A 12630-nucleotide genomic window follows, 5' to 3' on the forward strand; every position below is an offset into this window, starting at 1 on the left:
GCTAGCGCTTGTGCAGCAGCTCGACGACCTGGGGCTCGATGGCGCCGATGTCCTGCTCGAACTTCAGGATGACGTTCAGCGTGTCGCGCACCACGTCGGCCGAGAGGCTGTCGGCGTGCAGCAGCACGAGCGCGCGCGCCCAGTCGACCGTCTCGGAGATCGAGGGCGACTTGCGCAGATCCATGGTCCGCAGCGCCTGGACAAAGGCCACCAGCTCGCGCGTCAGACGCGCCTCGATGCCGGGAACCCGGCTGGCGACGATCTTCTCCTCCAGCGACGCCTCGGGCAGTGGGATGTGCAGGTGCAGGCAACGGCGCTTGAGTGCGTCGCCCAGATCGCGGACGTTGTTCGAGGTCAGGAACACCAGCGGCGGCGTCTTCGCGGCGATCACGCCGAGCTCGGGCACCGAGACCTGGTAGGCCGACAACACTTCCAGCAGGAAGGCCTCGAAGGCCTCGTCCGACTTGTCGACCTCGTCGACCAGCAGGACGCAACCGTTGTCCTCGCGCAGAGCCTTCATCAGCGGCCTGGGTTCCAGGAAGGGCTCGGAAAAGAACAGATCGCCCATGCCGTGGAGGCGATCCATGGCCGCCTCCATGTTGGGCGCATCGGCGAGCTGCTCGCCCATCCGGTCCTTGAGGATCTGGGTGTAGAGCAGCTGCTTGCCGTACTTCCACTCGTACAGCGCCTTGGACTCGTCCAGGCCCTCGTAGCACTGCATCCGGATCAGCGGCAGGCCCAGCAGGTTGGCGGTGGAGAGCGCGAGTTCTGTCTTGCCGACGCCGGCCGAGCCTTCGACCAGGATCGGCTTCTGCAGTTTCACGGACATGAAGAGCGCCGTCGCGATGCGCCGCGAGGCGATGTATCCGACCGAACCCAGCCCCTCGATCAGGGATTCGACGCTGGCGAGCGGATCGGCCGCGGCCGAATTGGCCGCCGTTGGGGAAAGGGTCAATGGAACGACTTTCGAAAATGCACGTCTGAAAGCCCGATTGTGCCAAGGCCGCCGGGCGGAGGCAAACGGGCGTTTGAGTCTCAGCCAAAGTCCTGTGAATTCAGGCTTTACGCCGCTTTCACCTCCGGCGTGTACCCCTGCGTGTGATGTATTGCGCCGCGACCCCAGCGTTCGCCCTCGCCCGTCGTCGCCCGACCACGGCGCGCGGGCCTGCGAACCCGCGCGTCGTGCAAGGGGCGCACTGACATGTTCAGCCGCCTCTCCACCCGCCTGACCGTGCTCTACGCCGCCCTGTTCGGAGTGGTGCTGCTGGTTGTGTCGGTCGCCGTGTTCGGGGCGATCTCGGGCGCGGCCCAGCGACAGGTGCGGGCCGAGCTCGCCGCCACCGGCACGGTGTTCGACCGCGTCTGGTCCCTGCGCTCCGAGCGCTTGCGGGAAGGCGCCAGCCTGCTGTCGCGGGACTTCGGCTTCCGCGCGGCGGCGGCCACAGGCGATGCGCCCACCATCGAGTCGGCGCTGGAGAACCTGCGCAGCCGGATGGGCGTGGACCACGCGTTCATGGTCGACGCCGCAGGCCAGATCGTGGGCGCCAGCTTCGCGCCCGACGACCAGGCGCGGCTGGCCAAGGCCTTCGAGACCGCCGACGACCCGTCCGGCGTGTTCCGCCTGGCGGGCGAGCCCTACCAGCTGGTGAGCGCGCCGGTCCTGTCGCCCGAACTGATCGGCTGGGTCGTTTTCGCCGAGCGGCTGGACGAAACCGAGATGCAGGCCCTGGAGAAGCTGGCCGCCATTCCGCTGGACGCCATGGTGCTGAACCGCGCGGCCGGCGGCGCCTGGACCAACGCCCATGCCCCCGCTGAGCTGAACTCCGCCGCCGTGCGGCAGATGGTCGAGCGGTCGCTGAAAGGCGGCGCCGCGGCGCCCCAGGACCTGCGGCTGAAGAGCGGCCGCACCGTGGCCCTTGTGAAGCCGCTGCCCAGCCTGGAGCCCGGCGGCGGCGCGGTGCTGCTACTGCGCTATCCGCTGGCGTTGGCGCTGGCGCCCTACGAGCCGCTGCTGTTGATCGTGGGCCTGCTGGGGGCCGCCGGCCTGGCGGTGGTGAGCTGGGGCAGCTGGGCGCTGGCCCGGAGCGTCACCCGTCCGATCTCGGAGCTGGACGAGGCCGCCCACCGCCTCCAGCGCGGGGAGGACGCCCACGTCGAGGTCAACGGCGAGGACGAGATCGGCCGGCTGGCGTCGAGCTTCAACACGATGGCCGCCGAGATCCGCGAGCGCGAACGCAAGATCACCCACCAGGCGATGCACGACGACGACACCGGCCTGCCTAACCGCCACGCGCTGGAGCGGCTGGTGGGCGGCCTGACCGACGTCCCGCAGGGCCAGGTCTATGTGTGCGCCCTGGGCCTCGATCGCTTCCACCACATGCGCCATGCCCTGGGGCACAAGCTGTCGGCCCAGGCCGTCCGGATGGTGGGCAACCGCCTGGGCGGCCTGGCGCCCACCTGCGGCGTCGCCAGGATCGCCAGCGACATGCTGGGCTTCGTGCTGATCGCCGACGGCGAGGCGGCGGCGCTCGAGGATATGGCTCGCCTCCTGGTCTCTCTGGAACAGCCCGTGCGGGTTCAGGGCGAACCCATCGACGTGGCGCTTTCCCTCGGTCTGGCCCCTCTTGAGGGCGAGGACGTCGCCGCTTCGATCGAGCGCGCCAGCATCGCGGTCGACCAGGCCCGCGCCGCCCGCAGCAAGACCGCCGTGTTCGACGCCGAGGCCTATGGCGACCCGGCCGCCAATCTGTCGCTCATGTCGAACCTACTGACGGGAATCCTGCAGGAGCAGCTGGTCCTGTGGCACCAGCCCAAATTCGACATGCGCAAGAACGCCGTCACCGGGACTGAGGCGCTGGTGCGCTGGAACCACCCGGTGCGCGGCATGATCTTCCCGGACGTCTTCATCACAATGGCGGAGGAGACGGGCCACATCCGCGCCCTGACCGAATGGGTGGTGCGCCGCGCCATCGCCGAACAGCGCGTCATGGCCGAGGCCGGCTACGAACTGTCGGTGGCGGTGAACATCTCGGGCCGCGTGCTGGGCGAGCCCGACTTCATCGACTTCGCGCGCGATGCGCTGAAGGACGCGGTGGGCCGCATCTGCTTCGAGATCACCGAGACGGCGGTCATCGAGAACCCGGCCGTGGCGCTCGCCATGCTGGACGCCTTCGCCGACATGGGCGTGTCGATCTCGATCGACGACTATGGCTCGGGCCTGTCGTCGCTGGCCTATCTGAAGCAGATCCGCGGTCACGAACTGAAGCTGGACCGCTCCATCGTCGCCGACGTCACCGGCAGCCAGCGCGACGCGCTGATCGTGCGCTCCACCATCGACCTCGCCCACAGCCTGGGCCTGAAGGTGGTGGCCGAGGGAATCGAGACCGACGCCTGCTTCTCGGTGCTGGCCGGCATGGGTTGCGACATGGCCCAGGGCTACCTGATCGCGCGGCCCCAACCGATCGAGAAGCTGCTCGAGTTCCTGGCGGAGAGCCGCGAGCAGGCCCGCCCTCAGAGCCGCAAGCGCCGGGCGTAGTCTGCCTCGCCCACGGCGTGGGAAAGGAAAGCTCAGGCTCCCGCTTCGATCAGGTCGATGTCGCCGTCGGAAAGGCCGAAGTGGTGACCGATTTCGTGGACCAGAACGTGGGTGACCAGTTCCTCCAGCGTGACCTCGCCGTTCTCGGCCCACTCGTCCAGGATCGGGCGGCGGTAGAGGAACACGCGGCTGGGCTCGGGCGCGCCGCCGAACACCGAGCGGTCGGCCAGGCTGACGCCGGAGTAGAGGCCGGTCAGGCCGAACGGGTCCTCGATGTTCAGCTCATCCAGTACGTCGTCGGCCGGGAAGTCGTCGACGCGGAACACGACCTCGCCGGCCATCTTGCGGAACGGGGCCGGCAGGGCCGCGAATGCGCGCTCGGCGATCTCAGCCATTTCGTCCAGGGAAGGCGCGCGGCCCCAGGGCCCGCTCGTCAAGGGATCGCTGTCACTCATCCGGCATCACGATATGGGGCGCTTCGGGCGGGCGCACCTCGAACAATCCGATGTCCAGCGGCTGCTGCGGTTTTGTCGGCCGCATGGGCGTGCGGGTGATGGCCCGCAGGGTCTCGGCGTCGAGCGCTTCACCGGACTTACGCGCCACCCGGGCCTGAGGCGCCTCCAGCGGCCGATCGGCCGTGCCAATCCGCCAGTACGAGACCGCCAGCCGCCAGACGGTCCGTGGCGCCTTGGCCGGCGCGGGCCAGCGGTGGCCGTCGGCATAGGTGGGCTCGACCGGGCGCGGCGCTCTTGTCCCCTCGGCCACCTGTTCGATGAGGCGGCAGTAGCGGTCCTCGGCCTCGGGCGTGGCGCCGGTGCGCTCGTCCTCGACGCGGCTCTTGTAGGCGTCGAGCGCGGCCTCGCGAGTGGCGAAGGCGGGCCCGACGGGATCGGTGGCGAACACCACGGGCTCGCCCGCGCGCCGCCGCGCGTCGCTCTCGCGCGCGGCGCGGCCCAGGGGGCGGCTCAGCGCCTGCTCGGCGTTGGTTGCCACGGGGTAGAGGATCGCCGTCATCGTCAGCATTGTCGCCCAAAGCGCACGGCGACACCAAGGCGGCAAGATCGGCCAGCCTCAAACTCGCGCGTTCACCGTGGTGCGCGACCACGACGCCACGTGCGGCCCGGGCCGTCCCGCCCTAAGCTGACCGCCTACGATTCGCCGGGGATCGATGAACGCGCACGAACTGATGCTGGCGGCGGCGGCTGGGGCGGTCTGCCTCGCCATCTCGGCCGCCCTCTGGGCGTTCGCCCAGCGCCGCGCGGCCGACCGGCGGATCGCGGAACTGCGGGCGCGCATCCGCCAGCTCGAGCTGGGGGCCGAGACCGCCCAGGCCTCGGCCGAGGCGTTTGATTCCGCTCTGCTGGCGGTCGAGGACGGCCATGCGCTGCTGGCTTCGGGCGAGGAAAGCCTGGGCGTCTGCTGCGAGGCGCTGGGGCTGACCGAGGCCGACCCCCAGTTCCTGCTCAACGCCCTGATGCGCGCCGATCCTGACCACACGCGCCGCCTGCGCGGGCTGATCGAGCGCGGCGAGGCCTGCGCCTTCGAGGTCAAGGGCCCGGCCGGCGTGGTGACGGTCGAGGGCCGGGCGGCCGGGGCGCTGGCCTGGCTGCGGGTGTCGGCGGCGCTTGGCGAGGATCAGGGCCTGCCGACCGCGCCGCGCTTCGCCGCCTTCCTGAACGCGCGCCAATGCCCCGCCTGGATCGCCGCCGCCGACGGCTCGCCCGTCTGGGTGAACGCCGCGTGGCTCAAGACGGTGGGTGTCGCCAGCCTGGACGAGGCGGCGCAGCGGGGGCTGACCTTCGACAAGGGCGCCGACACCGTGGCCTCGGAAGCGGCCAACCTGGGCCAGCGACGCGAGGCGGTGCGCTGGCTCTCGGCCGATGGTCGGCGCCGCGCCTTCCTGATCGCGGCCCAGCCCCTGGAGGGCGGCGGCGTCGGCGTCTGGACCGACGACCTCACCGATCTGGAGGAGGCTCGCGAGGAGACCAAGCGCAACGTCGAGGCCCATGACGAGATCCTCAACCGCATCGACGACGCGGTGGTGATCTTCGACCGCGCCAAGCGGGTCAGCTTCCACAACACGCCGCTGGCCGATCTCTGGGGCCTGGAGCCGGCCTGGCTGACCGAACGGCCGACCCATGGCGAGGTGCTGGACCGCCTGCGGCAGCGGCGCCGGCTGCCCGAGACCGCCGATTACGCCAAGTGGAAGGCCGCCGAGCTGGGCCGCTACGAACAGCTGGAGAGCGCGCCGGACGACATGTGGAGCCTGCCCGACGGCCGCACGCTGCGCGTCGTTCGCCAGCCACACCCGCGGGGCGGCCTCCTGATCCTGTTCTCGGACATCACCGGCGAACTGAAGATGAAGGCGCAGTACAATGCGCTGATCCAGGTGCAGCAGGCGACGCTGGACAAGCTGTCGGACGCCGTCGCCGTGTTCGGCTCGGATGGCCGTATCCGGCTGCACAACGAGAGCTTCGAGCGCTTCTGGAACATCACGCCGCTGCAGCTCGAGGCCGCCGGCGACTTCGAGGGCGTGGTCGAGCTGTGCGTCCACAAGCTGCACGACATGGGCTTCTGGCGCGAGCTGAAGGGCCGTGTCGCCGACCCGGATCCTGCGGCGCGCATGCCGATCACCGGCGAGGTCCAGACCTCGGACGACCGCATGGTCGAGTACCGGACCCGTCCGTTGCCGGACGGCGCGACGCTGATCGCCTTCACCGACGTGACCGACGCGCGACGCCTGGAAAGCGCGCTGGCCGACCGCGAGCAGGCGCTGAGCGAGGCCGAGCGGCTCAAGCGCGATTTCGTGGGCAACGTCAGCTACGAGCTGCGCACGCCGCTCACCACCATCATCGGCTACTCCGAACTGCTCGAGCATTCGGGCGACGCCCTGCCTGAGCGCGCGCGCGGCTATGCGGCCTCGGTGAAGACGGCGGCGACGCAGCTCGCGCGGTCGATCGACGATGTGCTCGACATGGCCCAGATCGACGCCGACGAGATGGCGCTGGACCTGAGCGACGTGAACGTCGCCGACCTGCTGCTCGAGACCGCCAGCCGCTGGCATCACGAGGCCGAGCCCAACAAGATCTCGATCGTCCTGCAGCCGGCGACCAACGTCGGCACGATCCGCGGCGACCGTCGTCGCCTGGCCCAGGTCCTGGACCACCTGATGGAGAACGCCATCGGCCAGACGCCCGCCGGCGGCACGGTCACCCTGGCAGCGCGCAAGGCGCTGGGCGAGGTGCAGTTGCAGGTGTCGGACACCGGGCGCGGCATCCCCTTCCACGTCCAGGCGCACATCTTCGACCGCTTCATCGGCCGCGAGCGGGGCGGCCCGGGCCTGGGCCTGGCGCTGGTCAAGGCGCTGACCGAGCTGCACGGCGGCTGGGTGGCGCTGGAGAGCGAGCCCGGCGCCGGGGCGACCTTCACCTGCCACCTGCCCGAGGAGGCGCAGACGGTCAGCCAGCCCGAGCTCGGGTTCGCCCGATGAGGTCGGTCGAGCTCACGCCGCACCCGCAGTTCGCCAGCAACGCCGCCGAGCACGTAGAGGTGGCCATCGACCGCGGCCCCGGCGGGGTGCTGACCTTGAGCTATGTCGTGACCGGCCGGATGTCGGGGCTGAAAACGCCGCCCAGATCCGCGCCGACGCGCGTAGAAGGGCTGTGGGAGCACACCTGTTTCGAGGTGTTCCTGCGGGCGCCGGGCGACGCGGCCTACTACGAGTTCAACCTGGCGCCGTCGTCGCAGTGGGCGGCCTTTGCGTTCAGCGGCTATCGCGAGCGGACCGACGATCCCGACACGCCGGCCCCGTTCATCGACGCCGAGGGCGGGCGGACGCGGTTCGAGCTGCGGGCGGCGCTGGATGTCGGCGCGCTGCGGGGCCTGCCGACCGACGGGCCATGGCGCGTGGGCCTGTCGGCGGTGCTTGAGGCCGATGACCGGACCCGCGCCTACTGGGCGCTGGCCCATCCGCCGGGCAAACCCGACTTCCACCACGCTGACGCCTTCGCCCTTTCCCTGCCGCCTCCTGCCGCCTGATCCCTCATGAAATTCGGTATCGACCGCCTTCTGTCCGAGCCCGAGCTGCGCCGCCCGCTCGCCGGCAAGCGCGTGGCCCTGCTGGCGCACCCGGCCTCGGTGACCGCCGATCTGACTCACTCGCTGGATGCGCTGGCGGCCTGCCAAGGCATCGACCTGACCGCCGCCTTCGGGCCGCAGCATGGCCTGCGCGGCGACAAGCAGGACAACATGATGGAGTCCCCGGACTTCAACGACCCGGTCCACGGCGTGCCGGTGTTCAGCCTGTACGGCGAGGTGCGCCGCCCGACGGCCGCGTCGATGGAGACCTTCGACGTCCTGCTGGTCGACCTGCAGGACCTGGGCTGCCGGATCTATACCTTTGTCACGACGCTGCTCTACGTGCTGGAGGCCGCCGCCCAGCACGGCAAGGCGGTCTGGGTGCTGGACCGTCCCAATCCCGCCGGCCGCCCGGTCGAGGGCCTGACCCTGCTCCCGGGCTACGAGAGCTTCGTGGGCGCCGGCCCGATGCCGATGCGCCACGGCCTGACCATGGGCGAGATGGGCCGCTGGTTCGTCAGCCACTTCGGTCTCGACGTGGACTACCGCGTGATCGAGATGGACGGCTGGGCGCCGGATGCGGGCCCCGGCTACGGCTGGCCGCTGGGCGAGCGTGCGTGGGTCAACCCCAGCCCCAACGCGCCAAACCTTTCCATGGCGCGGGCCTACGCCGGGACCGTCATGGTCGAGGGCGTCACGCTGTCGGAGGGCCGGGGCACGACGCGGCCGCTCGAGCTGTTCGGTGCGCCCGACATCGACGCCCGCGCCGTGATCGCCGAGATGCGCGCGCTCGCTCCGCACTGGCTGGCGGGCTGCATCCTGCGCGACTGCTGGTTCGAGCCCACGTTCCACAAGCACGTCGGCAAGCTGTGCAGCGGGGTGCAGATCCACACCGAGCAGCCGTCGTACGACCACGCCGCGTTCCGCCCGTGGCGGGTTCAGGCCCTGGGGTTCAAGGCGATCCGCCGCCTATATCCGGACTACCCGCTCTGGCGCGGGCTGGAGTTCAAGTACGAGTACACCGAGGGCCATCTCGCCATCGACGTGATCAATGGCGGCCCGGGCCTGCGCGAATGGGTCGACGATCCTCAGGCGACGGCGGCCGACCTCGATGCGATCACCACGCCGGACGAAACCGCCTGGCTGGAGACCCGCAGGCCGCACCTGATCTACTGAGGGTCAGACCTCGGCCACGCCCTTGCCGACCGGGATGAGCGACAGCATAGCCAGCTTCACGTGCTGCCAGGCGAATGGGATGCCGATGATCGTCACTGCCAGGGCGGCCGCCAGCGCCAGGTGGTGCAGCGCCAGCCACCAGCCGGCCAGCAGCAGCCATAGGATGTTCAGCACCACGCTGACGGCCCCGGTGTCGCGCTCGACGATCACCCTGCCGAACGGCCAGTAGCTGAAGCCGGCCAGGCGGAACGCCGCCGGCGTCCAGGGCAGGCCCACGACCGTGATCGCCAGGATCACCCCGGCCAGCAGCCACAGCGTGCCCGAGATCCAGCCGCCGAAAATGAACCAGAGGATGTTGAAGAGAAGGCGCATGGCCATGACCCTGCACCAGCAACGCGCCGGCTCCAACGATCCCGTGCGGTCTTAGATCAGATACTGCCGCTCGGGGTCGTCCTGGAGGACGACCTGGCCATCCTCCGTGTGCACCACCGCCCCGTCGGGCGCGTACTGCAGAATGTAGGCCTTGCGCACGGCGTCGCTGGTGTTGGGACCGGTGCGGTGCGGGGCCAGCGAAGAGAACACCACCACGTCGCCCACCCTGGCCGGCGCCGCCACGGCGTCCGGGGCGCTGTCCAGGCAGACGAGGCCGATCTCGGTGGCGCGGTGCTCCAGCGTGCCCAGCCGGTGCAGGCCCGGCGCGATCCAGGGGCAGCCGTTGGCCTCGTCCACATCCATCAGCGGCACCCAGAGCGTGAGGTACTGCTGCGGCACGACGAACGAGTAGCCGTTGTCCTGGTGCCAGGGGAATTCCTGGACCTTCTCGGTCTTCTTGTAGACCGCCTGGTCCCAGTAGAGCCGCACGTCGGGCCCGATCAGGTCGTGGCAGACGCCCTGGATGGTGGGGTGGGCCGAGAACGCCTTCAGCACGGGCGACTTGCGGACCAGGTGCAGCGTGAAGGTGATCGCGTCGGCGTCCGTCAGTCGCACCTTTCCTCCGCGCTGGCGGGCATAGGCGACGTGGGCCTCTTCGAACGGATCGATGGCGGCGCGGACCTCGGCGATCTCGTCGGCCGTGAAGGCGTCCCGAAGCACGAAGAAGCCCTCGGCGTTGAACTGGTCCACATGCTCCGGCGTCAGCCGTTCCAGCCCGTCGCGCCGCGCCGCGATCCAGTCGAAGTCGCGGTTGAGGGGGTGGGGCCGGGGCAGGCGTCCAAGGTCGTTCATTCCGTTAGGAGAACGCCTGCGCGAGGCGAAGTCGAGGGGGCGAGTGCGACTCTCCTCACCCGTAGGGGGAGGGGGACCATGCGCAGCATGGTGGAGGGGGTGTGCCGGGAGCGCCGAGCGCCGGCCTCGTTCCCCCTCCACCACCCTTTGGGCGGTCCCCCTCCCCCTACGGGTGAGGAGGATTTCTCCACGCGTCCTAACGCACGACCGGGCCGGCCGTACTGCCACGCACCACCAGCCGGTGGGGCAGGGTGACGTGCTCCAGCGCCTGGGCCTTGCCGCTCAGGATGTCCAGCAGCAGGCGCACCACTTCGTGGCCGATCCGGTCCATGGGCTGGCTCACCGTGGTCAGCGGCGGGTTCAGGAACTCGGCGAAGCGAATGTCGTCGAAGCCGACGAGCGACACGTCTCCCGGGCAGGAGAGACCCGCGCGGCGGATCGCTTCGAGCGCGCCCATGGCCATCTCGTCGCTGAAGCAGAAGATCGCGCTGGGCCGATCTGCGGCCAGTAGCGCCGTCGCCTCGCGCAGGCCGGAGTCGATGCTGAAGTCCCCCGCCACCACCGCTAGTCCGGCCGCCTGGCCGCGCGCCTGGGCCGAGGCCCGCACGCCCTCCAGGCGGTCGCGGCTGAGCGGGCTGGCCAGGGGGCCGGTGATCACGCCGACGCGGCGATGGCCCAGGCCGTAGAGGTGCTCCATCGCCTCGGCGGCCGCGCGGGCATTGTCGATGTGCGCGCCTGAAACGCCCAGCTCGGAGCTGTACTCGCAGCCGTTGACGATCGGCGTGCGGACGCCACGCGTGGCGACCATGGGCGCCAGCGCCTCGGGCAGCCGGTGGCCCAGGAAGATCAGCCCGTCCGCCTCGCGCCGCAGCAGCATGGCGGCGTACTCCTCCTCGCGGTCGGGCTCGTGGCGCGTGTCGCCCAGCAGCACGGAATAGCCGGCGCTGCGCGCCGCCTCCTCCACGCCCCGGATCACCTGGCTGAAGAACGGGTTCGAGATGTCGGGCACGGTGACCAGGATCTTCTCGGTCTTCAGCGTTCGCAGGCTCTTGGCCGCGAAGTTCGGCTGATACCCCAGCCGCTCCACCGACGCCGCAACCCGCGCACGGGTGCCCTCGGCCACCAGTTCGGGCGCGCTCAGCACCCGCGAGACCGTGGCGGTGGATACGCCGGCGTCCCGGGCGACGTCTTGAATCGTGGCCATCGGCGCGACACTGGCGACAAGGCCCGGTCAATTCAAGGCGCGCCCCCGGCAAACCGCCGGCCCGGAATCGATTGCCTCGCCAGTGCGCCATTGCTACGGATGAATTCGATTACATCGAGAGGCCGGGAGCACACCGACCGCGATGTTCGAGGCGCCTTGGGAGGGGTTCGACGGCATGGGCGTGCGCACGCGGCTCTTCATCATGATGGTGCTCCAGCTCGCCGTCTGGGGCGCCTGGGCGCCGAAGCTGTTCCCCTATATGGGCCTGCTGGGCTTCCAGCCCTGGCAGCAGTCGCTGGTCGGCAGCTCGTGGGGCATCGCCGCGGTGGTCGGCATCTTCTTCTCCAACCAATTCGCCGACCGGAACTTCGCCGCCGAGAAGTTCCTGGCCGTCAGCCATCTGCTGGGCGGCGTGGCGCTGGTGGGCGCGGCCTTCGCGACCAGCTTCTGGCCGTTCTTCGCCGCCTATCTGGTCTACAGCCTGGTCTATGTGCCGACGCTGTCGGTCACCAACTCCATCGCGTTCGCCAACCTGAAGGACCCCGCGCGCGATTTCGGCGCGGTGCGCATGGGCGGCACTGTCGGCTGGATCCTAGTCAGCTGGCCCTTCATCTTCCTGCTGGGCGGCGAGGCCAGCGTCGAGCACATGCGCTGGATCTTCCTGGTCGGCGCGATCGTCTCGTTCGCCCTCGCGGGCTACTCGCTGACCCTGCCGCACACCCCGCCCAAGACCGAGGGCGCCGCGGTGGACAAGCTGGCCTGGCGCGAGGCGGTGAAGTTCCTGGGCGTGCCCTTCATCGGCGTGCTGTTCGCGGTCACCTTCATCGATAGCGTGGTCCACAACGGCTACTTCGTGATGGCCGACGCCTTCCTGACCAACCGCGTCGGCATCGCCGGCAACCTGTCGATGGTGGTGCTTAGCCTGGGCCAGATCGCCGAGATCGTGACGATGCTCGTGCTGGGGCCGGTGCTGATCCGGCTGGGCTGGAAGGTCACGATGATGATCGGGATCCTGGGCCACGCGGCCCGGTTCGCGACCTTCGCCTTCTTCGCCGACAGCGTGCCCACGATCATCGCGGTGCAACTGCTGCACGGCGTCTGCTACGCCTTCTTCTTCGCCACCGTGTACATCTTCGTGGACGCCGTCTTCCCGAAGGACGTCCGCTCCAGCGCCCAGGGCCTGTTCAACCTGTTGATCCTGGGCATCGGCAACGTCGTGGCCAGCTTCCTCTTCCCGACGCTGATCGCGCGCAACTCGGCGGGCGGCGTGGTCGACTACCAGAGCCTATTCATGGTCCCGACAGCCATGGCGCTGGCGGCGGTCGTGCTGCTGGCGGTCTTCTTCAAGCCGCCCGAACGCGGCCCCACGGCGGTGGCGGCGCTATGACAGGAGCCATACCCTTGCAGAGCATCC

Annotated in this window: 11 protein-coding genes; 5 read left to right on the forward strand and 6 right to left on the reverse strand. The window is 70.0% G+C overall.

Going from position 1 to position 12630, the window contains the following annotated elements; genetic code table 11:
* Nucleotide 1: 1 nt before the first annotated feature.
* Nucleotides 2–955 (reverse strand): AAA family ATPase, encoded by a 954-nt coding sequence (locus tag ACQ66R_RS15990; protein ID WP_430423640.1) that lies wholly within the window; start codon nucleotides 953–955, stop codon nucleotides 2–4.
* A 246-nt stretch (nucleotides 956–1201) separates the two neighbouring features.
* Here ACQ66R_RS15990 and ACQ66R_RS15995 point away from each other — a divergent pair, with 246 nt between their 5' ends.
* Nucleotides 1202–3535, forward strand: a complete 2334-nt coding sequence (locus tag ACQ66R_RS15995) for a putative bifunctional diguanylate cyclase/phosphodiesterase (RefSeq protein WP_430423642.1) — start codon at nucleotides 1202–1204, stop codon at nucleotides 3533–3535.
* Between the two features lie 32 nt (nucleotides 3536–3567).
* Here the strand turns inward: ACQ66R_RS15995 and ACQ66R_RS16000 are convergent, their stop codons facing one another.
* Together ACQ66R_RS16000 and ACQ66R_RS16005 are read right to left on the reverse strand one after the other, a co-directional pair.
* Nucleotides 3568–3930, reverse strand: a complete 363-nt coding sequence (locus tag ACQ66R_RS16000) for a metallopeptidase family protein (protein ID WP_430423643.1) — start codon at nucleotides 3928–3930, stop codon at nucleotides 3568–3570.
* Nucleotides 3931–3982: 52 nt separating this feature from the next.
* The gene (locus ACQ66R_RS16005) at nucleotides 3983–4558 is read right to left on the reverse strand and encodes a hypothetical protein (protein ID WP_430423645.1); all 576 of its coding nucleotides are present in this window, start codon (nucleotides 4556–4558) and stop codon (nucleotides 3983–3985) included.
* A gap of 145 nt (nucleotides 4559–4703) precedes the next feature.
* Here ACQ66R_RS16005 and ACQ66R_RS16010 point away from each other — a divergent pair, with 145 nt between their 5' ends.
* From ACQ66R_RS16010 to ACQ66R_RS16020, 3 genes are read left to right on the forward strand one after another with little or no spacing between them, the layout of a single operon-like run.
* A complete protein-coding gene (locus tag ACQ66R_RS16010; protein WP_430423647.1) occupies nucleotides 4704–7025 on the forward strand; it encodes an ATP-binding protein in 2322 nt (773 codons plus the stop codon).
* Complete coding sequence (locus tag ACQ66R_RS16015) at nucleotides 7022–7573, forward strand: DOMON-like domain-containing protein (protein ID WP_430423649.1); 552 nt, start codon at nucleotides 7022–7024, stop codon at nucleotides 7571–7573. Before ACQ66R_RS16010 ends, ACQ66R_RS16015 begins: the two co-directional genes overlap by 4 nt.
* 6 nt (nucleotides 7574–7579) lie before the next feature.
* Nucleotides 7580–8788, forward strand: a complete 1209-nt coding sequence (locus ACQ66R_RS16020; RefSeq protein ID WP_430423651.1) for an exo-beta-N-acetylmuramidase NamZ family protein — start codon at nucleotides 7580–7582, stop codon at nucleotides 8786–8788.
* A gap of 3 nt (nucleotides 8789–8791) precedes the next feature.
* Here the strand turns inward: ACQ66R_RS16020 and ACQ66R_RS16025 are convergent, their stop codons facing one another.
* The 3 genes from ACQ66R_RS16025 to ACQ66R_RS16035 all read right to left on the reverse strand — a co-directional run bounded on the left by ACQ66R_RS16025 (nucleotide 8792) and on the right by ACQ66R_RS16035 (nucleotide 11216).
* A complete protein-coding gene (locus ACQ66R_RS16025; RefSeq protein ID WP_430426325.1) occupies nucleotides 8792–9160 on the reverse strand; it encodes a YccF domain-containing protein in 369 nt (122 codons plus the stop codon).
* 51 nt (nucleotides 9161–9211) lie between these two features.
* Entirely contained in the window at nucleotides 9212–10012 is an 801-nt protein-coding gene (locus ACQ66R_RS16030; RefSeq protein WP_430423653.1) for a phytanoyl-CoA dioxygenase family protein, read from the reverse strand.
* A 196-nt stretch (nucleotides 10013–10208) separates the two neighbouring features.
* The gene (locus ACQ66R_RS16035; protein ID WP_430423655.1) at nucleotides 10209–11216 is read right to left on the reverse strand and encodes a LacI family DNA-binding transcriptional regulator; all 1008 of its coding nucleotides are present in this window, start codon (nucleotides 11214–11216) and stop codon (nucleotides 10209–10211) included.
* Nucleotides 11217–11391: 175 nt separating this feature from the next.
* Here ACQ66R_RS16035 and ACQ66R_RS16040 point away from each other — a divergent pair, with 175 nt between their 5' ends.
* Complete coding sequence (locus ACQ66R_RS16040; RefSeq protein WP_430426327.1) at nucleotides 11392–12603, forward strand: MFS transporter; 1212 nt, start codon at nucleotides 11392–11394, stop codon at nucleotides 12601–12603.
* The last annotated feature ends 27 nt before the right edge of the window (nucleotides 12604–12630 follow it).

Origin of the sequence: Phenylobacterium sp., from assembly GCF_965284355.1 — a bacterium.
Taxonomy (GTDB): Bacteria; Pseudomonadota; Alphaproteobacteria; order Caulobacterales; family Caulobacteraceae; genus Phenylobacterium.